Raw genomic sequence first — 23,415 nt, 5'->3', positions numbered from 1 at the left:
CCCCACCCTTAAAAGGGGTCAAGGGGACGCGTCTCCTTGTGGGGGTGCAGGGGGCGACGCCCGCCTGCCCGCCGGAGGCATCCCGCTGGAACCAAGCATGCACATTGCGGCGTCACTTCAAAAAAGCCAAACTCTTATGTAGGTGGGCTACACTGCGACCTTGGCTTTTTCTTGTTCCTTGCACTGCACATACTTGGTTCCAGCGGGATATGCGGTGATACTCGATATCACCTGCACATTGCGGTGGTGCTGGGTATTGAGCCTACTCGCAGTGCGTACTGTCTTGGGTTGTACCGAGTTGTCTCAAGTGGACAGTATTGGGCTTTAGAATAGAATGGAGATATAACCCCCGCCATCACAGCCGGAAAACTGTGTTGGTGTACAGAAGCGGTGGCGACGGTAAAGTCGGCATCCGTTAATATTAAGCAAGCATCAGGAGAAAATACATGCTGCGGCGCATTGAAGCTGGTCTTAGAGAAGGTGTTGTTGATACTCAGGGTATCAAAACTGCTAACAAGATCAGGGAAGCTCTCGGGCTTGACGTAAAAGACGTACGTCAGGTTAAGGTGTTTACTGTGGACGGTCTTAGCGATGAACAGCTTGATACAGTTGTGAGTGAGGCTGCTCTGCATGATCCCGTACTTCAGGACGCGGCACTTTCTCCGGTATCCAGTCAGGCTGACTGGATTCTCGAAGTTGGGTTCCGTCCGGGTGTAACTGATAACGAAGGTCGTACAGCACGGGAAACCATCGCAATTGTACTTGATCTTGCAAACCGTGAAACGGTTTCTGTGTATGTTGCAGATCAGTACCATATTTATGGTGACTTTACGGAAGAAGACATTGTGTCCATTGGACGGGATGTTTTGGCAAACGAGCTGATTCAGCGTTTTGAATACAAAAGCAAAGCAGACTGGCAAAAAGAGCCGGGCTTTGCGGCTGTAGCTGCACGGGTATCCGGTGAAGCTAATGACGAAGTAGTAACATTGCCGTTTTCTACAATGTCAGACGATGAGTTGATGGCATTCTCCCGTGAAAATACGCTCGCGCTGTCTTTGGAAGAATTACATACCATCCGCGATTACTACACGAATCCTGAAATCGTTGCAGAACGTGTAAAAGCAGGATTAACAGCAGAGCCGAGTGATGCAGAAGTAGAAGTACTCGCACAGACATGGTCTGAGCACTGCAAACATAAAATTTTCGCTTCCAAAATTGATTACACCGATACAGAAACCGGTGAGCAGGAAACTATTGATAGTCTCTACAAAACATACGTAATGGGTTCCACCAAAACTATTCGTAAAAACAAAGGTGAAGATGACTTCTGCCGCTCTGTTTTTAAGGATAATGCCGGTGTTATCGACTTCAACGAAACCCACGATGTATGCATTAAAGTGGAAACACATAACTCACCTTCTGCGCTTGATCCATACGGTGGAGCACTGACAGGCATTGTTGGCGTTAACCGCGACCCAATGGGAACAGGTATCGGCGCAGACCTTGTGTGTAATACAAACGTCTTCTGTTTTGCTTCTCCTTTCCATGAAGGCGAACTGCCTCCGCGCCTTCTTCATCCTCGCCGTGTGCTTGAAGGTGTGCGCGAAGGTGTTGAGCATGGCGGTAACAAATCCGGTGTTCCTACTGTGAACGGCTCTATCGTTTTTGAAGAACGCTACCTCGGTAAGCCGCTTGTTCATTGCGGTACTGTCGGCATGATTCCTAAAGTGGTTGCCGGAAAACCGGGATATGAAAAAGCTGCACTGGTTGGCGATATCATCGTGATGGTCGGTGGTCGTATCGGCAAAGATGGTATTCACGGTGCAACCTTCTCCTCTGAAGAATTGCACGAAGAGTCTCCTGCTACGGCTGTGCAGATTGGTGATCCTATCACACAGCGCAAAGCATATGATTTTATTATGCGTGCCCGTAACATGGGCTTGTACAACGCCATCACAGATAACGGTGCAGGCGGCTTGTCTTCTTCTGTCGGTGAAATGGCGGAAGATACCAACGGTTGCCGTCTCGATCTTTCAAAAGCTCCATTGAAGTATGATGGCTTGCGTCCGTGGGAAATTCTTCTTTCCGAAGCACAGGAGCGTATGACGCTTGCTGTACCTGCTGATAAGCTGGATGAATTTATGGCGCTTGCAAAGCGTATGGACGTTGAAGCATCTGCTCTTGGTGAATTTACAGACAGCGGCTACTTCCATGTGACTTACGGTGACAAGCCTGTTGCATTCTTGGATATGGAGTTCCTGCACGACGGCGTTCCACAGATGCAGCTCAAAGCTGTGTGGGAGCGTCCAGAACACGCTGATGACGTAGTGAATGTTGCAGATGCAGAGCAGGGCAACTTGCTCAAATCCATGCTTGCCCGCCTTAATATTTGTTCTAAAGAATACGTTGTTCGCCAGTATGACCACGAGGTTAAGGGCGGCAGTGTTATTAAACCGATGGTCGGTGTGAAGTGTGACGGACCTTCCGATGCTGGTGTTGTTCGACCTATCCTTGATTCTGAAAGCGGCATTGTTCTTTCCCACGGCATCAACCCAACATTAAGTGACTACGACAGCTACTGGATGATGGCGAACGTTATCGACGAAGCAGTACGAAACGCTGTTGCTGTCGGTGGTGACGTGGACTTCATGTCCGGTATCGACAACTTCTGCTGGTGTGACCCTGTACAGTCTGAAAAGACTCCTGACGGTCACTACAAGCTTGCTCAGCTTGTTCGCGCTAACAAAGCTCTTTCAGATTTTTGTATCGCATACGGAGTTCCATGTATCTCCGGTAAAGACTCTATGAAAAATGATTACACAGGCGGCGGTGTTAAGATTTCTATCCCGCCAACGGTGTTATTCTCTGTCATGGGTGTTATTAACGATGTGAACAAAACAACCACATCTGACTTTAAAAATGACGGTGACAAAATCTACGTGCTTGGTGCAACTGCCCGCGAATTAGCAGGCTCCGAGGTTGCAGAAGAGTTAGGAATCAGCGCTGCTGCGTTCCCTAAAGTCGATGCTGACTCAGCGCTTGCACGATACCGTGCAGTGCATAAGGCAATCGGTGAAGGTGTGATTAACGCTTGTCACGATTGCTCAGACGGTGGTCTTGGTGTGGCTCTTGCTGAAATGGCTCTTGCCGGACGCACAGGGGCACTCATCAATCTTGATGCCGTACCTGTCACTGAAGAAATGAATGCAACTGAAGTTCTCTACTCAGAATCTGCTTCCCGTCTGGTGGTATCCGTACCGGAAGATAAAGTAGAAGCTTTTGAAACTATATTTGACGGACAGACCTATGGCTGTCTGGGCGAAGTTACAGGCGATGAGCAGTTTATTGTTGCTTCCGGTGCAACTGTGCTGGTTGCAGATACTTGCGAATCGCTTGCTCAGTCCTTTAAGGGCACACTTAAGTTCTAGTGATATGAAGCTCATGGGAGCTTTGTAGCTTCGGCTTACGTGTTCTGTTACTGCAAGATTATTCGGGACTTGCAGCAGCAGATTGTTTTGGTAAGAAAACGGATGGACATAATGTCCATCCGTTTTCTTTTTTGCGAGGGGAGGGTGATCTGTTTATAAGCAAATAGGCAGCAAAGAACAGGGATTACGCATTCGAAGGTGCAGCTTCCTGCTGCATGTCATCCAGCAAATGGTCGAGTTCGGCTGTCAGTGCAGAAATTTCTTCCAGTTCAACAGAGGCTTTTGCCATACCGGTGGCTGTTTCTTCTGCAATACCAGCTACTGTAGTCACCGCATGTTCAATTTGTTCCGAAACAGCAGCCTGCTCTTCTGATGCTGTAGCAATGGACGTAATCTGCTGTGCTGTATCGTAGGTAATGGAAACAATATGCTCCATAGATTGCCCCGCTGAATCAGCGGCATCTGTGGATGCGGTAATTTCTATTGCCGCGTTTTCTACAGCTTCAATATTAGTATGTGCTTGAGCTTGAATCTGTGTGATAGCGTCTCCCACGTCATGGGTTGCCATCATGGTTTTTTCAGCCAGCTTGCGAACTTCATCGGCAACAACAGCAAATCCTTTGCCTGCTTCGCCTGCGCGTGCCGCTTCAATAGCAGCGTTGAGCGCCAGCAGATTTGTCTGATCTGCAATGTCGTTAATAACGTTCATTACTTCTGAAATAGAGTCAGTTTGCTTGCCAAGTTGCAGCATAGATTCTTTGAGTGCGACGATGCTGTCTTGAATTAATCCAATAGAATTGACTGCCTGCTGAACGCCCGCAGCACCTTCTTCTGCTCGCTCTTTAGAGTCATTTGCCAGCTGTGCAGCATTGGATGCGTTGCTTGCAACTTCGATTACTGTAGAGTTCATTTGTGACATGGCTGTGGAAGTTTCACGCATGCGCTCACGTTGTATCTCAACATCATTATTTACGCCGCTGACCTCTGTGGTAAGCGTGTGAATAGATTCGTCCACGCGTGTTGAAATATGTTTTGCTTTCTCTGCAACAGTGCGAATAGTACTCACGATGCTGGATATGCGGTGTTCTTTTTCCTGTGCAGTTGCAAGTGCATCTTCTGTGAGCTGTGCATTATGTTTTGCTTCAGTGCTGGATTCTTCTGCTTTTTCCATGAGCGAATTAAGTGTTGCAACCATGGATACGGTGTCATTTTTGAGATTTTCGAATTCGTGCAGATAGGTAGCATTAATGGTTGCGTGTAACTCACCGCTGGATATCTTATTCGCAAATGCTCGCAGGTCATCCAATGGGTGGAATAAGTGCTTGCGTAAGTTTACTACTACAATGCAAAGCAGGGCACTGCCGATAATAATAAATGTGATTTGGAGCAGCATTAATGTCTGAACATGCTCATCGGCTTCTTTTTGCAACATACCCACTGCCTTGTTCATGGATTTGAGGACAACCATACTTTGGGCAGATAGATCATTTAAGGTCGCTTCATTGCCGTTATAGGAAGCATTTACGAGTTTTTTATATGCAGTCCAGTTGGTTTGTACTTTGTGGAGTTGCGTGAGAACAGCGCCTGTGGCAGCAGGTAAATGTTTTTTTGCGCCGCTAGGGTTTAATGTAACAGGAGCATAGCCGGAATTAATAAGCGCATTGAGCGTTGTTTCAAAAAGAGTCATGGAGGTTTGCAAATCGTTTTGAGCAGCACTTTTGTCTTTTGCAAACGAAAGCTTCAAAGCCTCTTTGGCTATTTTCTGGCTAAGCATACGTTGTCTGCCGGAAAGGTTGATAACAAGCCCGTCATGTTTTTGCATGTTAGTAACATAAAACGTGCTTGAGAACATGGCGACAATGACCATGAATATAGAAATGAAAGAACAAAGCATTCGTGCTTTAAGATTCATGTGAAATCTCCCCATCTAACTTGTTGTGCAACGGCGTATGAGTCTAGCTGGTTACTATAAGAATCTAAATCTTATCGGCGTGGTCAGGATTATCATTATGAGGAGAAAAAGAAAATATACCAGTAAATTAATTTACGATATATTGATACGCAAACAAAAAAGCTCTCTCAATGTATTGAGAGAGCTTTGAAGAAAGATGAGCAGTTTGTCTACTTCCACCGTTCCATAAATGGAATAGCAGACCCTTTCTTTTCAATATCTTTGATAAGTGCACTGCCGAAAACAACAGCGTCAATGGCATCGCCAAATGGTTCAAGCTGTTTTGGTTCCTTAATGCCGAATCCTAATGCAAGGGGAATGTTAAATGCTTCTCTCGCTTCGCTGAGCGTTTTTTTCAATTCAGGCGGGAAGGCAACCGCTGCCCCTGTAGTGCCCATGTATGAAACGACATAAACATACCCTTCAGCTTTTTCCGCATATGCCTGCATACGTTCTTTCGGGGTGTTTAACCCGATAAGCGAAATCAGAGTGATGCCGTGCTGTTTAAGAATAGTTTTGAAGTCATCATCTTCATCAAGCGGCAAGTCCGGCACGATAAGACCGGAGACCCCTGCATTGGCAGCATCCTGTGCAAATTTTTCAAATCCGTACTGGTAAAACGGGTTGATGTAGCCCATCAGCACCAGTTCAGCCTGATATTGTCCTTTGCGTTTGGTAAGCTCTTCTATAATCCACTGCAAGGTTACACCCTGTTCCAGTGCTTTGAGGGAAGCGGCTTCAACCACTGGACCATCCGCAGCAGGGTCAGAGAATGGAACACCGATTTCAATAATATCGGCACCGTTTGCATCGAGTTCTTCCAGATGCGTGAAGAAATCGTTTTTTGTCGGAAATCCAGCAGTAAGAAACGGGATAATAGCCTTGCGACCTGCCTTGTTAGCAGCGTTGATGCGTTGTGTAAGTGATGTCATGACAGCCCCTTAATCAAACAGTTCGGTGTATTGTTCAACGATATCCATGTCTTTATCGCCGCGTCCTGAAAGGTTTACAATAACGTTGCAGCCTTTCGGGAACTGGTCTTTGTTTTCGAGCACATATGCAACGGCATGTGAGCTTTCAAGCGCAGGTATAATGCCTTCTGCTCTGGTGAGCGCTTTAAATGCATGGAGTGCTTGCATATCGTTGACCTTGCCGTAGGTGGCTCTGCCGCAGTGCTGCAAATGAGCATGTTCAGGCCCTACCCCAGGGTAATCCAGTCCACCGGCAATGGAATGGGATGGCATAATCTGTCCGTCTTTATCCTGAAGAAGCATGGTTTTTTGACCGTGGAGGATTCCGCCAGTACCAAGGCATAACGGTGCTGAGTTTGTACATCCTTCCTCGCCGGTTCCGCCTGCTTCTACGCCAATAAGGTTTACTGAGCAGTCATCAATGAATCCTGAAAAAATACCGATAGCGTTAGAACCACCACCGACACAGGCAAGCACTGAGTGTGGAAGTGCACCAGTGCGTTCAATAATTTGCTTTCGCGCTTCTTTACCTACAACAGACTGGAATTCTCGAACCAGTGTCGGGAACGGGTGGGGACCTGCCGCAGTCCCGAAACAGTAGTGGTAGGTTTCCTGTTCTTTAATCCAGAAGCGTAACGCCTCGTTGATGGCATCTTTTAAGGTTTTGGAGCCAGCTTCAACGGGCACAACAGTAGCGCCCAGCAACTTCATGCGGCGCACGTTATGCGACTGCCGCTCAACATCAACAGCGCCCATAAAGACAATGCAGTCCATATCGAGTGCGCGTGCTGCGGTTGCGGTTGCAACACCGTTCATACCTGCACCGGTTTCTGTGAGCAGAGCTTTTTTACCCATGTGTTTGGCAAGCAGCGCCTGACCAAGCACGTTGTTAATTTTATGTGAGCCTGTATGGTTCAGGTCTTCACGTTTGAGGTACAGGTTAAACCCAAGATCTGCTGAAAGAGTAGGGCAGTGTGTTAACGGGCTTTCGCGTCCCACGTAATTCTTCAGATATTCAGCAAACTCTTTTTGAAATGCTTCTGAAGGAACGATGTTTTCTAACGCATCTTCCAGTTCTTTAAGGGGCGGAATAAGAAGTTCCGCAACAAATTGACCACCGAACTCGCCGAAGTATCCTTTGGACATACTATTCTCTCTTATATCAGCCTTACGCCAAAGGCTGTTGAAATTTTATGGTAATATAGGAGCCGCAAGCGCCTCCATAACGGTTCGTAATTTTTCTGGATCTTTTTTTCCGGGTGCGGATTCGACACCTGAGTTGATATCTATGCCGCAGGGGGCGCACCCTGTCAGCACATCACGCACATTATCGGGGTTAATGCCGCCAGCAACGAACCATGTTTTGTATCCGCGCAATCCGTTAAGGAAGCTCCAGTCTTGTGCTTTGCCGTGTCCGCCGCCGGAGGTTCCGGCATCCATAAGGAAAAAACGGGAGCAATCTACAAAGCGCTGCATATCTGCTTCAAGCTCTTCCCGTGTGTCGTAACGGTCAGGCCAGAACACTTTCATGACTTTTCGTTTACCGACTCTGGTCGCAAATTCTATATCTTGATCGTTATGAAGCTGGGCAAGATGAAGTCTGGCGCGCTGCATTATCAGGCGAACTTCATCTGCCGTTTGGTGAGTGAATACACCTACGCGCATAACGTTTTCTGTTTCAATGGCTTTAACTTTTTCCACTGTCATAGCTCGGGGGCTTTTTTCATCGAATATGAATCCGATAAAATCTGCACCCTGTTCTATGCACATGTCAGCATCTTGCTGTGTGGTAATGCCACAAACTTTCACAAAGGTTTCTTTGTGCGGCATTAACTTCTCCTTTAAAGGCTATTCGAGTAGCCGGTTAAGCGCCTTTTGCGGGTTTCCACCCTGCATAAGCGCTGTGCCGACCAGCATCGCATCGTATCCCGCCGCTTCAACGTGGCGTCGTTGCGTGGACGACGAAATACCGCTGGCCGCTATCCATACTTCGGCAGTTCTGCGGTGAGGAATCATCCGCTCGCATATGGCAAGGTCTGTTTCCAGTGTATCGAGGTTTCGATTATTAACTTGGATAATAGTAGCATTTGCAAGCCGTGCAAGAACTAAATCTGCATGGTTGAAAACTTCTACAACGCTTTCCAGCCCAAATGATTTGCCAAGCTCAATAAGTTCATTCAGCTCTGAAGCTGTTTTGAACATGCGGGCAATAAGCAGCTGGGCAGATGCAGGAGTAGAAGCTGTTTCAACGACTTGCAATGGATGCACGATAAAGTCTTTCCGCAGCATCGGCAGTCCGACAAATTGCATGCGTTCCAGATATTCCAGCTTCCCTTTAAAGTATTTTTCTTCAGTAAGCACGGAAAGTGCTGTTGCGCCTGCTTTTGCATATTGTTCTGCTACATCTTCTGGTGAAAGATGCGGTGCAATATCACCGCGCGAAGGTGATGCACGTTTATATTCTGCTATGCAAGCTAATTTATGTGCACGTAGTGTTGCAGCAAAGGGAATACGTTCACCTTTGTAGGGTTCCGGCAGTGCATCTTTTTTTTGTAACTGTACAAGTCGTGCAATCTCAGCATGTTTTGCTGCAAGAAACTTATTAAGCATCTAAGGCTTTCCTTCCGGCTCCTGCTGCAACGGCTTCGCGTGCTCGTTCCATGCAGGTGTTTAGTGGTTTATTTGTAATTAAATGCAGTGCCATACCTGTATTTAACGCCAGCATATCCAGCATAGCTTTTGATCCTTTTCCTTCCAGCAGGTCACGCAGAACAGCGAGTCCTTCCTGTTTACCATGCACGGCTAAGTCTTCTTCAGCGCATGGCTCAAACCCGTATTCTGCCGGATCAAGCTCCGCATGGCGGATTGATCCGTTTTCAACAAAAATTACTTTTGCAATGCCGTTTGTTGTCAGTTCGTCGTACCCGCCTGCGCCGTGCACGACCGCGGCATGTTCAACACCTGCCTGTGCCAGTACTTCTGCCATAATTTCCATGAACTCAGGTTTGGCGACTCCAAGAAGCATATGGGTTGGTCGTGCCGGATTGAGCAATGGACCCAGTAAGTTGAAGAGCGTCCGGTAACCTAATTCCTGACGAACTGGCATGACGTGTTTGAATGCAGGGTGATAATCCGGTGCGAATAGAAAGGCGAAGTTGCGTTTTTCCAGTTCAGCGGGGATTTCTTCCGGTGACAGGCGTAGCGGCAACCCAAGTCCTTCGACAGCATCCGCGCTGCCGCAGGAAGAGGACACCGCGCGGTTTCCGTGTTTGGTTACAGTGTAGCCCATGCCCGCAAGAGTAAGTGCTGTAGCCGTTGAGCAGTTGAAAGAATTTTTGCCGTCACCACCGGTTCCTACCAGATCAATAGTAGCACCTTTGATTGGTGCGACTGGAGTTGCGCGTTCAAGGCATACACGGACAGCAGCGTGAATTTCTTCCGCAGTCTCGCCTTTTTGACGCAGTCCCATTAACAATGAACCTGCCTGACCTGATGTCATGTTGCCATCCATCAGTTTGGTAAAGACGCAATGTGCTACATCTGCATTCAAATGTTTGCCGTCTGCCAGATGTTCCAGAATTTGTGCTGTATTCATTGAATTGTTCCTTTTAGTCATTGTGCAGTCTCCCTTCTTTTGGGGGTGAGGGATGTAATTATGAGTTTGTTGCTAAGATTTTTTCGGGAAAATTCTTAAGCATTGCTTCGCCCTGTGGGGTCAGGATTGATTCAGGGTGGAACTGGACTCCAACCCAAGGGCGGTCAGCATATTTAATACTCATAATCTCCTTTTCACCATCCGGTGTCTGTGTGGAAGATGTTGGAACAATTACTGTTTCATCATTTTTTATTATGATAAGTGAATGGTATCGGGCTACTTGCATTGGGGATTCAAGCCCGTGAAATAGTCCTTCACCATTGTGCTCGATATCGGAATGTTTGCCGTGCATAATGCGCGGTGCAACATCCACAGTCGCTCCTGCATAATGGGCGAGAACCTGATGCCCAAGGCAGACACCCAGAACAGGAACTTCCTTAGGGAGCAGAGCAAGAAATTCTAAGCATAATCCTGCATTTTCCGGTTTGCCGGGTCCCGGAGAGATACAAACCATTTCCAGTTTTCCGCTTGTAGCAAGTTCCAGTAATTCTGGATTGTCGTTTCGAACAACATGCGGATATCGTCCGGTTTTCTGAAATGCCTGTACCAAGTTAAAGGTAAAGGAATCGTAATTATCGATAAGAAGAAACATAGTAGCTCCACAGCAAGTTCGTTAGTGTTCCATTGTAAACGTGCTTGCCAATAAAGTTAGTTAAAAATCTGCATCCACAGGATTGATATTTTTGTGTGCAAAAGGGACGGAAAGCCGATGAGTCCCTTTTTGCTATGACAGCGCCTTGTTATCTAGCGCCCAGAAAAAACATCTGCTTCATCTGTGGAGTTCAAGGTCACTTTGAGTACACGCCCTTTGTTCTGGCATTCTTCCCATTCTTTTTCCGGGACGGAGTCGTGAACAATGCCAGCACCGCACTGCCACTGGACTGTGTTGTCTTTGACCCACATGGTTCTGATAAGGATGCCTGTATCAAGGTTGACGGAATCCTTATCCAGTCCAAGCCAGCCGATGGTTCCGGCGTAAGCACCTCGAGAGATTGCTTCTGTTTCTTCAATAATTTCAATGGCGCGAATTTTAGGTGCACCGCTTACGGTTCCGGCAGGGAAGGTTGCACCGAGTACGTCTAATGCGTCATACCCATCCTTAAGCTGTGCTTTCACGTATGAGGTCATGTGCATTACGTGGCTGAACCGTTCCACCTGCATAAATTTTTCTACAGAGACAGTACCGGCTTTAGCGATACGTCCCACGTCGTTTCTTCCTAAATCAACAAGCATTACATGCTCTGCACGTTCTTTAGGGTCAGCCAGCAGCTCTTCTGCAAGCTGTGTATCTTCCGCATCTGTTTTGCCTCGTGGGCGTGTTCCTGCGATAGGGCAGACTTCCACAACATTTTCCTGACAGCGAACCATGGTTTCCGGTGAGGAGCCAATGAGCGTAATGTGTGAAAGACGCATGAAGAACATGTACGGAGACGGGTTAATCTGTCGCAACCTGCGATAGAGTGTGAACGGATCACCTTCGAACGAAGCCTGAAATCTGGTAGAAAGAACGACCTGAATTGCTTCACCCTGTCTGAGCTGTTCCTGTACTTTTTGCACGTTACGCATGTACGAGGTTTTGTCGGGTATATTTTTTACTTCACCAATGCATGGTGATTCAGGTTTGCGCTCAATAGCTGCTCTGTCCATCTTGATAGGCAGGTTGTCAGCAAGGTTGAGCATGCAGAGCTTGTTGTACAGATGGTCGAACAACACAATTGTACCGGGAAGCATGAGGCATGCGTCGCTGTTTTCCGGTGGCAATACTTCTTCCAGTTTCTTTTCAAACATGCCAATGGTTGTGTAGCCGAAGTACCCGAACATGCCGCGGGCAATGGCAGGAAGCTCTTTCATATCCCCTTGTGGTTCAATGTGTATGGCATCCATTACTTTGCGTGCGCCTTCAATGAAATCCATGCCTTCGTATTCTTTCAGCTTGTTCAGTCTGCTGTCGCGGGAGGCTACTTCCAGCTTGCCGTTTTTGCATCCAAGGCGAAGTAACAGGTTAAAGCCGATAACGCTGTACCTGCCGCGTCTTCCGTCTACTTCCGCACTTTCAAGAAGAAATCCCTGACTGGTTCCGACCAGTCCTAGAAAAAGACTTATGGGGGTCTGAATATCTGCTGCCAACCATTGGCCTGTCTGCTGTAACGTGATGTTCATGGCATTCTGTCTCTCGTTTAATGGTTCGGGGTCATAAAAAAAGCCGCACTTCGGAAGAAGTGCGGCTTATTACTTTGCTGAGTATATGGGGTACAATAGTAGTCTATTGATGCACTTCTCCCGTAGAATCCGTAAATCGCCACCACCAAAGAGCACGTTCAACAATTACGTTGATATCGCCACCAGCAGCAATGTTAAGGATAGAACGATAGGAGCGCACAGCATCCTGAGAGCTTGGGTTTGCTTCAAATAAGCCTTCAAAGAGTTCTGCATCTTTGGTGATCATTTTTTCAGCAGCTTTCAGACGGCGTTCAAAAGACGGAGTAAGGTACGGCATTACGTTTTCCTTATCTGCAAGAAGAGCAAGATAGGAAACAGACGTAACAAAATTTAATCCTTGGATAAGGGCAGCGGCTTTGTCGTGTTCTTCTGCGGAAGAACAAAACGGTTCGCAGCCGATGCGTGTGAAGAGGTCTTCAACCATGCGGGCAGACTCTGCATCGCACCCTTCAGAAGGGGTGATGGCAACACGCACGTCATCAGCCTTCGGTTCTGGACCGAAGAGAGGATGTGTCCCCACCACGGGACCTGTGTATGTTTTCTGCATCTGCATCATGGGTTGAACCTTTACGGAAGTAATATCCGCTAAAATTTGCGGTGGTTTCATATGTGCTGCAACGCGATTCACTACGTCTTGAAAAACGGCAGCGGGCACACAGAGTAACACAATCTGTGCGTCCGGTATCTTCGCCTGTAACACTTCTTCTGTCAATGGTTGGTCTATCTCAATTACATCAAGACCGGCTGCGGAAAAACGGGAGCAGAACATAGCACCCATTTTCCCTGTCGCGCCAACAACGGCTACTTTTTTGAGTGTAAAGTCTATCTCCTGCATGGTGATACTTTCTCCCATTCTTCCCAGAAGGCAGGGAATGACTTTGCAACACATGCCTTATTATCAAATTCAATGTCACCAAGTGCAAACTGAAGCAAGGAAAGGCTCATTGCCATACGGTGGTCATTGTAGGTGTTGAAGATTGTTCCAGCAGGAGCAGTCATGGCGGCTCTGTCTGGTCGAATGATAATTCCGTCTTCGGTTACCTCGGTATCGACACCGGCTTTGCGTAATTCCGTAGCAGGAGCAGCAAGTCTGTCACATTCTTTGATGCGTAAGTGTGCCACGTTGCGTATAACTGTTTCGCCCTCTGCGTATGCAGCAAGTGCTGCAACCGTCGGAACGAGGTCGGGGCAATTGCCCATATCAACATCAATTCCTTTAAGCTGACTTGGATGCACGGTTACGCCGTTGTCTTGCAGTTCAATAGTAGCACCCATTTGTTGCAGAATTGTGAACATTGCTTTGTCACCCTGTAAAGAGTTAGGGCGGAGATTGGCAATGTGCACTGGCTCTGTGCCGAGGGTTCCTGCTGCAAGAAAGTACGAAGCATTCGACCAGTCGCCTTCAACCGTGTAGGAACCGTGGCGGTACATGCCCGGTTTAACGATGAAGCGGGTCTTTTCAGGAATGGCGGTTTCAAAGGTTCGCCAGTCTTTTTTGATCCATTCGGAGCCTTCCAGCATTTCTACCGTAAAGGTAATGCCGAACTGCTCCATGGCATCCAGAGTAAGCCCTACATATGGCCAGCTTACTGCTTTTTTACCAACAAGATTAATGGTGAGACCGCGTGTAGAAGGTGCAGCCAGCAGTAAGCCAGAGAGGTACTGACTTGATTCTTCCAGAGAGATAGAAACCTCACTCCCTTTAAGCCCGTCTGTATCTAAAACAACAGGGGGGCAGCCTTCGATACCTTCGTAACTTACGTCCACGGAAAGAGTTTGCAGCGCATCACCAAGCTCTTTAATTGGTCGTTCATGCATGCGTGGTGCGCCATGGATGCGGAATCTGCCCAGTCCGGCTGCAAGCACAGCTGTCAGAAGTCTGCACGTTGTGCCGGATTCGTGCACATCGCAGGAAACAGGTTCGCTCATGCCGCCCGCTGGAGTACCACAGCAGCCGGAGACGGTATATTCGCCTGCACCCTTTCGATATATCTTTGCGCCGCAGTCGTTAAAAATGCCGATGGTGCGGGCTAAATCTTCGCTTTCAAGTACACCGGACACGGTTGATTCTCCGGCTGCCATAGCGGCGCCGATAATCATACGGTGGGATACTGATTTAGAAGCAGGGGCTGTGATGGCGATCATGAGAGTCTCCAGTTAACTATATATTATTTGTTCTGCTCATTTGTAGCGGTGGCAATGTCACTGCCTTTGGTAAAGTCCATGTATTGTCCGGCAGGGTAGCTGCCGAGGATGCGCAGTGACTGACATTCTGCATGCAGTTCGATTAAAAATTGTTCGTAATCTTCTGTAGAAATATTACTTTCGATATCGACAAAGAAGACGTAACGCCACTTTTCACCGCGCATCGGGCGTGATTCAAGCTTTTTCATATTTAGCCCTTCACGCGCCATTATATTAAGTACACTTGCAAGCGCACCCGGCTTATCCGGTACTGTGAAAAGCAATGAAGTTTTATCCTGTCCTTCCCCGTCGCTTGGCTTGGAACCGATAATGACAAAGCGGGTCCAGTTATCCTGCATGTCTTCAACATGTTCTGCCAGAATGTTCAGCTTGAGTAAGTCTGCAAGGCTTCCGTGCCCGATGGCAGCGGCTCCCTTTTCATTCTGCACTCTACGAGCAGCTGCGGCAGTACTTTCTGTCGGAATAATGCGCGCGTTTGGCAATGTTGCCCGTAACCAGTGTGAACATTGTCCGAGAGGCTGCGGATGCGAGTACACAGTGTGGATATCTGCAAGCAGCTTTTCGCGTGTCAGCAGGCTGTGACTTATGCGACAAAACAGTTCAGCTTCAATATAGAGATCATGCTCCATAAAAAGATCAAGGCTTTGCCCGACTGAGCCATGCAGTGAGTTTTCCAGTGGAATAACTCCCAGTTCACAATCCTTATTTGCGACTGCACGGAATACGGCAGTGAGGTCTTTTTGCGGAATATAATCTACAGAACGACCCAGAAATTCGACTCCGGCAAAGTAGGAAAATGTTCCTTCCGGCCCCAGATATGCAATTTTTTGAGGGCGCTGCAACGCACGGGAGGAAGAGAATATTTCGCGGTAAATATACCTTAAGTGCTCAATTGGAATAGGGCCTTCGTTGTTAGAACGCAGATTGTCGAGAACCTCTTTTTCGCGGAACGGCTTGAATACTACGTCCTGCTTGCCGCGCTTAAGCTTGCCTACTTCGAGAGAAAGGGAAGCACGGCGGTTGAGCAGTTCAAGAAGCTCCAGATCTGTTGCGTCAATCTGTGAACGAACCTCTTTCAGGCGTGGCAGATTGTCTACGCAGTTGTCAGTATCTGCACCGCTTGCATCTACTTTTTTTGAGTCAGCCATGTTAGCCTTCCTTGATCTCTTCTTCGATACGCATGCCGAAGTGGCGTCCTGCAATATCAGTACGAACAAGAATCTGGTCGCCTTTTTTCAAATTGACAACGCTAATCGGGTTTCCTTTGGTGTCCACTACGCGGATAGTTTCTGCATTTTGCAGAAATACTGCGCCTTCAACGCCATCTACTTCAGCTTTAATCAAGAGCATTGGACGTACTTCAGTTTTGCAGCGTCCTACAATAGCTGTTGATGTTGAGCCGTCATGGTTGACGATGAGCACTTCATCACCGGAAGCAAGTTCTTCGAGGTATGTTGTTTTGTCGTGCGGCAATTGTGTGTATGCATGCACTGCACCGGCATTAACGCGAAACGGGCGTGCTGCAACATATTCGTTATTCTCAGTTTCTGCATGAACAAGGAATGTAAACGCGGAAGAATTTCCCACGAGCATACCTTGTCCGCGTTTCAGAACGGAGAGGGTATCAACACAAACTCGATGTCCTAAGCCGGAGAGCCGGACTTCTGTAACAGTTGCCGGAACAAGATCCAGCTTGCCCATGGAGAGTTTGCATTCTGCTACAATCTGCTTCAACTGTGTCACCCCGTCTGCTGTTACAACGATGCCGTCCACGCCTCTTTCCAGAATACCGAAGGCGAGATGTGCTTCTTCAACGGTGTTGGCTTCAACCAGAACATTGTCAGACTGCGCCAATAAATTTTCAATCGGGATAATTTCCCATCCGTGACCGATAATGACCTGCTCGCCTTTTGTCAGGCGCTTTGCCGCCTCTTCTTCGTCACTTTTTTCTGTAAGCGTAATAACAGGCATGGACTCTGCTGCAAGTACGGTGCAGCGGGATAGACTGGCAACTCCTGCCATTTCTTTTTCCGGTACAATAACACCGTCAACGCCTGATTCCAGAGCTAGGGTTACGTGGTCTTTATTGAATGGTACGCTTGCGAAGAGAACTTTTTTCATTTTTCTAGTCCGGATAAAAATTGATTAATCGTTTCCAACAAGTTCCATTGCTTGTTCAACATCCCAGTCTTCGTGCACTACGCCGCGAAGTGCTTTAACAAGCATTGCGCTGTTTTTGTGCTGGAAGACATTGCGACCTACTGAAAGACCTGCACCGCCTGCGCGTACTGAATCGTGAACCATGGTGATGAATTCGCGCGTTGAGTTCATTTTTTCACCGCCTGCAATCACAACAGGAACGCAACAGGCGTCAACAACGCGGGAGAATGAATCAATGTCACCGGGGTAGGAAACTTTTACGAGATCTGCGCCCAATTCTACCGCAACACGGGCACAGTGGGCTACATTTTTTGCATCGAAGGGATTATGAATATGCTGTCCTCTGGCGTACATCATAGCCAGAAGCGGGATGCCCCATTCGTTGGCGATTGCGGAAACTTTGCCGAGGTCGGAAAGCATTTGGCTTTCTGTTTCATCGCCGAGGTTTACATGAACGGATACGCCGTCAGCGCCGTGTTTGATGGCATCTTCAACACTTGCTGTCAGTATTTTTGCGTTTGGTGAAGGAGCAAGGGCTGTAGAGCTGGAAAGGTGGACGATAAGTCCGACATCACGCCCGCCTGCACGGTGACCGCATCGGACAAGTCCTTTATGCATGAGTACCGCATCTGCACCGCCTTCTGCAACGTTGCTGACTGCTTCGCGCATATCGACCAGTCCATCAATAGGGCCTACAGATACACCGTGATCCATGGGAACAATGATAGTTCGTCCTGTGAGCCTGTTGATAATGCGCTCCATGCGGATCTTCTTGCCAATTTCCATCGTATTCTCCTTAACGTGTACTTGGTAAAACTCTCACCCGGTAAGTGTGAATGCACTGTGGTTAGCATGTATGCTGCAAAATAATTGCTTTGCTTGCCGGTCTTTTATCAACCTTTGGGCATTTGGCATAGTTGCTAATTTCACATTTTTTTATCGGGTAGCTCGATGTTTTTTTCGGGTTATCCGCCACAGCTTGCGCATAAAAAAAAGAGCCGCAGGCTGTGCCGCGGCTCTTTGTTTTCTCATTGGTGTCGAATTGTTTTTTTATCGTAAGGCACCAGAAAACAGGCCACGGGCTTTGCCATAGCTAAAGAAGCACCAAAAATAAAAATTGGTTTCAAAAGAAGCTGGTTTGGCAAAAATTGCGTTCATGGAGTTTTCTATTTCCTTCAATGAAATTGTTAAATTCGATGCATGAAGCATAGAGATGCGATGCGATTTCTGTCAATACGAAATTTCAAAAAATAGGAAAAATACACGAGGAACGGTGTTTAACCTTTTGAAATACAATGCTATAAAATCGCTCAAGTAATGGGTGGGGAAGCGTGTTTGCGTATTTGGGAGCATCGACTTCCCCACCCAGAAACTAAACGTTTCTTTCAGTAGCGTATATGTGAAAGAAACGTATTTTCAAACTTACCATGAATTTGTGTGAACACGGGATGTATCGTATCTATCCTGTGTGCCCAGCTTTTGGTCTGGGTGTCCTACAGCGATAACTGCAAGTGGAACAGTGTGTTCTGGAGCATTTACCATGTCGCGGGCTGCTGCTACGCGATCTTCTTCTGGCCACAGACCGCACCACACTGCACCAAGACCTTCGCTGTGAGCGGCAAGTAGAATATTTTGTATGGCAGCGGAGCAATCAAGCATCCAGTTACCCGGGTATTTTTCTACACTCGGGTCACCAAGTACCATGATTGCAAGTGGAGCTTTGGCAATCATACCAACGTATGGGCTGAGCTTGGATGCTTTTTCAAGCTGCTCTTTGTCGTCAATAACAACAAACTGCCACGGCTGCTGGTTGCCTGCGCTCGGAGCTGCCATAGCTGCTTTGAGCATAGTGTTGATATGTTCTTCGCTGACAGGTTCAGCGGTGTATTTGCGAATAGAGCGACGGGTTGCAATAGCTTCAAGTACGTTCATGTTGTCTCCTGAAAAAGGGGTTAGTAGTAGGCGACACCGACAGCGTCGGGGCGCAGGAGTCTTACAGGTTGCCCTGAGATGCACGTTGTCTCGTAAGTAAATATTATATTGTTATTATTACGTTATGGTATCAAAATGGTGAGTTTTTACGTAACACTCATCCATGTTTTTTGTATCTACGCATTTTGTTGTTTAAGAATGCGTCATTCGGTGGATGTATAATAACGTACCAATGGGGTATTTTACTATAAAATGCGCTTGCTGTTTAGGCGGCAGCATTTGCTGTGCTGATATGGAAAAAGTATGTGAATATGTTTGATTGTGCGTCGTGCATATCCATATTGCTTCATGGTAGAAATATAACCTGTTATTTTTTTCCTTCAAGAAGGCACTTTTTTCTCTACTGCAAACCTTTTGGTAAGTTTTATTGGGAATAGCGAGTTTCTGAGGAATATTTTTTTATGATTAATTGGAACGGTAAAGAGTATCGTTGCCCTGTTGAAGTCGGCATCGATGTTATTAGTGGAAAATGGAAAAGTCTTATTCTCTGGCATCTGCATCATGGAGAAAAACGCTATAAAGAGCTTGAAAGAATTCTTCATGGTGTGAGTCAAAAAATGCTGACGCAGCAGTTGAAAGAAATGGAGCGCGACGGGTTGATTATCCGTACTGTGTATCCAGAGGTTCCGCCGCGTGTGGAGTATGCTTTAACCGAGCTTGGGCATAGTGCATTTCCCATTTTAAAAATGGTGTATGACTGGGCACTTAATGAGCTTGGGTGTGAGTATACACCTAATGAAGAACAGCAGAAAAGCGCCTAGTATCGTGCTGTAGCAGCATGGCTTTTGTGTGATTCTTGTAGAATGTGGCTTGTACAGGCAGCGTATCTGTCAGTGTGGTTGATGAAACCTGTTATCTGGGAGTGAGTATGACGCAAGGCATCAGGATAGAGTCAGATTCGATGGGTAGTATAGAAGTTCCCGATACGTGTTATTGGGGCGCACAGACCCAGCGCTCGCTAGAGCATTTTGCAATAGGTGCGGAGCGCATGCCGCTGGAAGTCATAGTTTCTCTTGCTCATATAAAAAAAGCCGCAGCACATGCTAACGTTGAGTTGGGGGTATTGCCGGAAGACATTGGCAGGCTGATTATTGAAGTTGCGGACGAAATCAGCAACGGAGGTCATGATGCCGAGTTTCCGCTTCATGTTTGGCAAACAGGAAGCGGAACGCAGACAAACATGAACCTGAATGAGGTTATTGCCAATCGTGCCAATGAACTGGCAGGGAGTCCGCTTGGAAGCAAATCTCCAGTGCACCCGAACGACCATGTAAATCGCTCCCAATCTTCTAACGATGTATTTCCAACTGCCATGAATGTGGCGGCTGCGATTGCCATTGAATATTATCTAATTCCGGTCATAGAAGGGCTGGTTAAGGTATTCCAAGAAAAAGCTGCATTATGGAAAGATGTCCCGAAGCTTGGAAGAACGCATAGACAGGATGCTGTACCGATGACAGTCGGGCAGGAGCTTTCAGCGTATGTATACCAGCTTGAGGCAGATATACAGCGGTTGGAACATTCGTTACCTCATTTGCACCGGTTGCCTCTAGGCGGGACTGCTGTAGGCACGGGGCTGAATGCTCCTAAGGGCTTTGCAGAGAGAGCGGTAGGGCATCTTGCAGAATACATAGGTATTCCTTTTACCCCAATGGACAATGCTTTTGCAGGGCTTTCAGCAAGTGATGAAATTGTTGCAGCATCGGGTGCTGTGCGGACGCTTGCGGGCAGCCTGCTAAAGATTGCAAACGACATTGCTCTTCTTGCGTCCGGTCCTCGTGCGGGTATCGGTGAATATATTCTCCCTGCAAATGAACCCGGATCATCCATTATGCCGGGAAAGGTGAACCCCACTCAGTGCGAAGCCCTAGCGATGGTGTGTGTACAAGTTATGGGGCTTGACTCTTCTCTGAGTTTTGCAGGCTCGCAGGGGGTGATGCAGCTGAATGTCTATCGTCCTCTCATGATATACAATCTTTTGACATCTATCCGCTTGCTAACTGATTCGACTCGTATGTTCACAGAGTTTGCTGTGAAAGGGTTAGAGTTGAATGTTAAAAAAATTGAAGGGTATCTTGAATCGTCGCTCATGCTGGTGACGGCACTGACTCCGGTTATCGGGTATGATAACGCTGCTCAAGTCGCAAAAAAAGCGTTTGAAGAGCATAAGTCTTTGAGAGAAGTTGTTCTTGAGGACGGGCTGCTTGATGAACAGACGTTTGATGAAGCGATGAACTATATGCGGATGGCAACGCCACATGCTGAGTAGAGGGAGGCTGGCTTTTACCACAGGATAAAGTGGGAGTTATCGTTTTGGATACGGTGATGCCCATTTTAGATGAAAAGGGAATAGGCAAAAAAAAAGACCCGCTAAAAGCGGGTCATAATTTTTCAAGTGGTGCCGCGACACAGAATTGAACTGCGGACACGGGGATTTTCAATCCCCTGCTCTACCAACTGAGCTATCGCGGCACGACGAGGAAACTTCTACAGGAAGGCGGCGTTTGTTGCAAGTAAAAATTTGCAGCCATCTTCTTGAAGATGGTGCCGCGACACAGAATTGAACTGCGGACACGGGGATTTTCAATCCCCTGCTCTACCAACTGAGCTATCGCGGCACAGGTGGAAGGTTTAGAGAAAGACCGGCGCGTTGGCAAGTACTTTTTTAAAAAAAATGCATTTTTTTTAAAAACACCCGAAAATCACGCCCGAAACGCTCACCCCTTGCTGTGTTGACGGTTATGGTTTGTAGTAATGCTTGCTGTTATGCTGCGGTTACTTCTTCCATAAATTTTTCTCCAAAGCGTGTTGTGAGCAAACGCTCAAGTGCTGCAAACATCTCTGGGTCGTAGAATTTTTCCATATCGCGCAAAATATCGAGTGATTTATCCACAGAAAGCGCAGGGCGGTATGCACGCGGTCTAATAAGAGCACAGAACGTGTTGGTAAGTCCGAGTAGCTTTGCCGGAGGAATAATGTCGTCACCCGCTAACTGGTCTGGATAGCCGGAGCCGTCCATTTTTTCGTTCATCTGCACGACGGTTTCTACAACAGGAAGACCGAAGTCAATGTTGCCCAGAACTTTTTGTGCATGCGTAGCGTGCTTTTCAATTTCCTGCTTTTCTTCTGGAGTCAGAGCGCCCGGTTTAAGAAGGATATCGCGTGGCACAAAGAGTTTACCAATCTGCGACAGGTTGGCTGCGGCTTCAATTGTAGAGATTTCTGCCTCTGTCATGTTCATGCTACGCGCAAGCTCAATGGATAATGCCTCGAGCATTCTGGTATGACCGCCAAGGTACGGGTCAATATGTTCAATGGTTGTTGCCAGCGCAGCAATTGTTTGCTGCTCTGTGAGCTTGCGCTGTTCTTCTGCTTCCACAGCTGCGGTAATATCTCGAAATACAGATACAATGCCGGATACAGTACCATCAGCTTCAAAGAATGGAGCCTTGGAAATCTGCATTACATACCGTTTTGACTGTAAGAAGATAGTTTCCGTAATATTGATAGGCTGCTCGGACATGTTGACCAGCTCATCAGAAGAGGCAAGGCGGTTTGCCGTTGCATAGCCGAACACTGCTGTATCATCCAGTCCCTTCATTTCTTCAACGGAACGTCCCACTGCGCTTGCGAAGGATGGGTTTACATATTGATATGCTCCATCTTGATCTTTAAGTGCAATGTAGTCTGGAATAGTGTTGTTGATAGAATCCAGAAACATTTTTTGTTCTTTGATCGTCATGGCAAGCTGGCGGAAGTTGTCGGCAACTTTTTTATTATCCTGTGACACAAGCAGCCACCAGAGCAGAACTATAATCAATGTAAATGCACCGATAGTAAGAACAGCGATAATTATTGTTGTCTGAATAGTGGAATTAAGCTCTGCACGGGCGAGGTCGTAGTCAATTTCTTCAACAACCCACCAGTCAATATTAGGAATCTTGAGTCCGTATGAGTATGCTTTTTCGGATTTGCCTAAATTGCTACGGATAGCAAACGGCAGGACTTCTCCTGAAACAGCGCCGAAAGAGGCGTTGATTGCAACCAAGCCGTCCGGCTGCCATGGCAGGATATCCTGAAGCATAGTCTCTTTTTTCTGAATAAGGTGTGTCGTGTTGCCTTGTTCTGCAAGTGGTGATGCAGAAATGATTTCTGTAATTTTGCCGGAGATGAGCTTTGAAAGCATAAGAACCGAAATAGGTTTAGCGTTGTCCCCTTCGAATTCTGGAGGATAGATCGGCAGGAACATATCAAAGGTCAGCCCGTTATTACTTGTATAGACAGGTGAAAAGTATACATCGGGCTTACGCAGCACACGGTGAATCAGATCAAGCTGTTGCTGAGTTAATGCAGAAGTGTTTGCATTGGTTGCAATATAAGTTTGACCGAAGCGGTTGATAATTCGACCACCGGAGAAACCAGCGTAGCTGGAAAATTCATCAAGTAGATTGCGCATCATTGGCAGCTGCTGGGCAAGCGTGGAGTCGTCTGCCTGTGTTGCTTCTTCTGCATACAAGCTGCCGATATTATCCCCGAGCAGGTTTACTTCAGAAGCAAACAAACGGAACAGATCGGCGTTGATGAGTCTGTCCCCTTGCTCCGCCATAGTCTGTAACCAGTTTTTTATGCTTTCCTGACGGGATGTTGCCAAAAGCTTCTGCTGTTTTTCGAGTCTAATGGTAAGCTCTGCTTCTTCATTTTGAATGTGGAAGAAGCATAATGTCGCAGCGATGGCGACAATAGCGGAAAGCACAGCGATGCCGAACCATTTGAGACGAGAGCGTTTGTCCTGCGTAACAGGAAGCTCATAGTCATTTGTTTTAGGCATTATCA

18 protein-coding genes and 2 tRNA genes are annotated in these 23,415 nt (G+C 47.2%); 3 read left to right on the top strand and 17 right to left on the bottom strand.

Annotated elements, in window-relative coordinates:
* Positions 1 to 446 precede the first annotated feature (446 nt).
* Complete coding sequence (locus tag N4A56_RS06680) at positions 447 to 3,428, top strand: AIR synthase-related protein (protein WP_295545969.1); 2,982 nt, start codon at positions 447 to 449, stop codon at positions 3,426 to 3,428.
* A 184-nt stretch (positions 3,429 to 3,612) separates the two neighbouring features.
* On the opposite strand, the gene N4A56_RS06675 is transcribed toward N4A56_RS06680, so the two are convergent.
* From N4A56_RS06675 to N4A56_RS06610, 14 genes are all read right to left on the bottom strand, one after another.
* Positions 3,613 to 5,340, bottom strand: a complete 1,728-nt coding sequence (locus tag N4A56_RS06675; RefSeq protein WP_295545967.1) for a methyl-accepting chemotaxis protein — start codon at positions 5,338 to 5,340, stop codon at positions 3,613 to 3,615.
* 209 nt (positions 5,341 to 5,549) lie between these two features.
* Positions 5,550 to 6,311: a tryptophan synthase subunit alpha gene (gene trpA / locus N4A56_RS06670; protein WP_295545965.1), complete on the bottom strand. Its 762-nt coding sequence runs from the start codon at positions 6,309 to 6,311 to the stop codon at positions 5,550 to 5,552.
* 9 nt (positions 6,312 to 6,320) lie between these two features.
* The gene (gene trpB / locus N4A56_RS06665) at positions 6,321 to 7,496 is read right to left on the bottom strand and encodes a tryptophan synthase subunit beta (protein ID WP_295545963.1); all 1,176 of its coding nucleotides are present in this window, start codon (positions 7,494 to 7,496) and stop codon (positions 6,321 to 6,323) included.
* 45 nt (positions 7,497 to 7,541) lie between these two features.
* Positions 7,542 to 8,180, bottom strand: a complete 639-nt coding sequence (locus tag N4A56_RS06660) for a phosphoribosylanthranilate isomerase (protein WP_293670807.1) — start codon at positions 8,178 to 8,180, stop codon at positions 7,542 to 7,544.
* An 18-nt stretch (positions 8,181 to 8,198) separates the two neighbouring features.
* Entirely contained in the window at positions 8,199 to 8,960 is a 762-nt protein-coding gene (locus N4A56_RS06655; protein WP_293670805.1) for an indole-3-glycerol-phosphate synthase, read from the bottom strand.
* Positions 8,953 to 9,945 (bottom strand): anthranilate phosphoribosyltransferase, encoded by a 993-nt coding sequence (gene trpD, locus N4A56_RS06650; RefSeq protein WP_295545960.1) that lies wholly within the window; start codon positions 9,943 to 9,945, stop codon positions 8,953 to 8,955. Before trpD ends, N4A56_RS06655 begins: the two co-directional genes overlap by 8 nt.
* Positions 9,946 to 10,003: 58 nt before the next feature.
* Positions 10,004 to 10,597, bottom strand: a complete 594-nt coding sequence (locus N4A56_RS06645) for an aminodeoxychorismate/anthranilate synthase component II (RefSeq protein ID WP_295545957.1) — start codon at positions 10,595 to 10,597, stop codon at positions 10,004 to 10,006.
* A 152-nt stretch (positions 10,598 to 10,749) separates the two neighbouring features.
* A complete protein-coding gene (locus tag N4A56_RS06640; RefSeq protein ID WP_293670800.1) occupies positions 10,750 to 12,165 on the bottom strand; it encodes an anthranilate synthase component I family protein in 1,416 nt (471 codons plus the stop codon).
* A gap of 103 nt (positions 12,166 to 12,268) precedes the next feature.
* On the bottom strand, positions 12,269 to 13,060 hold the full coding sequence (locus N4A56_RS06635; protein ID WP_295545954.1) for a prephenate dehydrogenase/arogenate dehydrogenase family protein: 792 nt from the start codon (positions 13,058 to 13,060) through the stop codon (positions 12,269 to 12,271).
* Complete coding sequence (gene aroA / locus N4A56_RS06630; protein WP_295545952.1) at positions 13,048 to 14,370, bottom strand: 3-phosphoshikimate 1-carboxyvinyltransferase; 1,323 nt, start codon at positions 14,368 to 14,370, stop codon at positions 13,048 to 13,050. Before aroA ends, N4A56_RS06635 begins: the two co-directional genes overlap by 13 nt.
* A 23-nt stretch (positions 14,371 to 14,393) precedes the next feature.
* The gene (gene pheA / locus N4A56_RS06625; protein WP_293670794.1) at positions 14,394 to 15,578 is read right to left on the bottom strand and encodes a prephenate dehydratase; all 1,185 of its coding nucleotides are present in this window, start codon (positions 15,576 to 15,578) and stop codon (positions 14,394 to 14,396) included.
* A gap of 1 nt (position 15,579) precedes the next feature.
* Entirely contained in the window at positions 15,580 to 16,551 is a 972-nt protein-coding gene (locus N4A56_RS06620) for a 3-dehydroquinate synthase II family protein (protein ID WP_295545950.1), read from the bottom strand.
* Positions 16,552 to 16,575: 24 nt separating this feature from the next.
* Positions 16,576 to 17,376, bottom strand: a complete 801-nt coding sequence (locus N4A56_RS06615; RefSeq protein WP_293670791.1) for a 2-amino-3,7-dideoxy-D-threo-hept-6-ulosonate synthase — start codon at positions 17,374 to 17,376, stop codon at positions 16,576 to 16,578.
* Between the two features lie 636 nt (positions 17,377 to 18,012).
* A complete protein-coding gene (locus tag N4A56_RS06610) occupies positions 18,013 to 18,522 on the bottom strand; it encodes a nitroreductase family protein (RefSeq protein ID WP_295545948.1) in 510 nt (169 codons plus the stop codon).
* Positions 18,523 to 18,983: 461 nt separating this feature from the next.
* Between N4A56_RS06610 and N4A56_RS06605 the strand changes: the two genes are divergently transcribed.
* Positions 18,984 to 19,343 (top strand): helix-turn-helix domain-containing protein, encoded by a 360-nt coding sequence (locus N4A56_RS06605; RefSeq protein ID WP_293670788.1) that lies wholly within the window; start codon positions 18,984 to 18,986, stop codon positions 19,341 to 19,343.
* Positions 19,344 to 19,450: 107 nt separating this feature from the next.
* Positions 19,451 to 20,851, top strand: coding sequence for a class II fumarate hydratase (locus tag N4A56_RS06600; RefSeq protein ID WP_295545946.1), 1,401 nt, complete (start codon positions 19,451 to 19,453; stop codon positions 20,849 to 20,851).
* Positions 20,852 to 20,978: 127 nt separating this feature from the next.
* Here N4A56_RS06600 and N4A56_RS06595 read toward each other — a convergent pair.
* The 3 genes from N4A56_RS06595 to N4A56_RS06585 all read right to left on the bottom strand — a co-directional run bounded on the left by N4A56_RS06595 (position 20,979) and on the right by N4A56_RS06585 (position 23,410).
* Positions 20,979 to 21,054, bottom strand: a tRNA-Phe gene (locus N4A56_RS06595).
* Positions 21,055 to 21,124: 70 nt separating this feature from the next.
* Positions 21,125 to 21,200 (bottom strand) — tRNA-Phe (locus tag N4A56_RS06590).
* Between the two features lie 146 nt (positions 21,201 to 21,346).
* Positions 21,347 to 23,410 (bottom strand): HD domain-containing phosphohydrolase, encoded by a 2,064-nt coding sequence (locus N4A56_RS06585; protein WP_295545945.1) that lies wholly within the window; start codon positions 23,408 to 23,410, stop codon positions 21,347 to 21,349.
* Positions 23,411 to 23,415: the final 5 nt, after the last annotated feature.

The sequence above is a fragment of the Halodesulfovibrio sp. genome, assembly GCF_025210605.1.
Taxonomy (GTDB): Bacteria; Desulfobacterota; Desulfovibrionia; order Desulfovibrionales; family Desulfovibrionaceae; genus Halodesulfovibrio.
The sequence above is the reverse complement of the archived record's forward strand: the minus strand, read 5'-3'. Positions and strand labels throughout refer to the sequence as shown.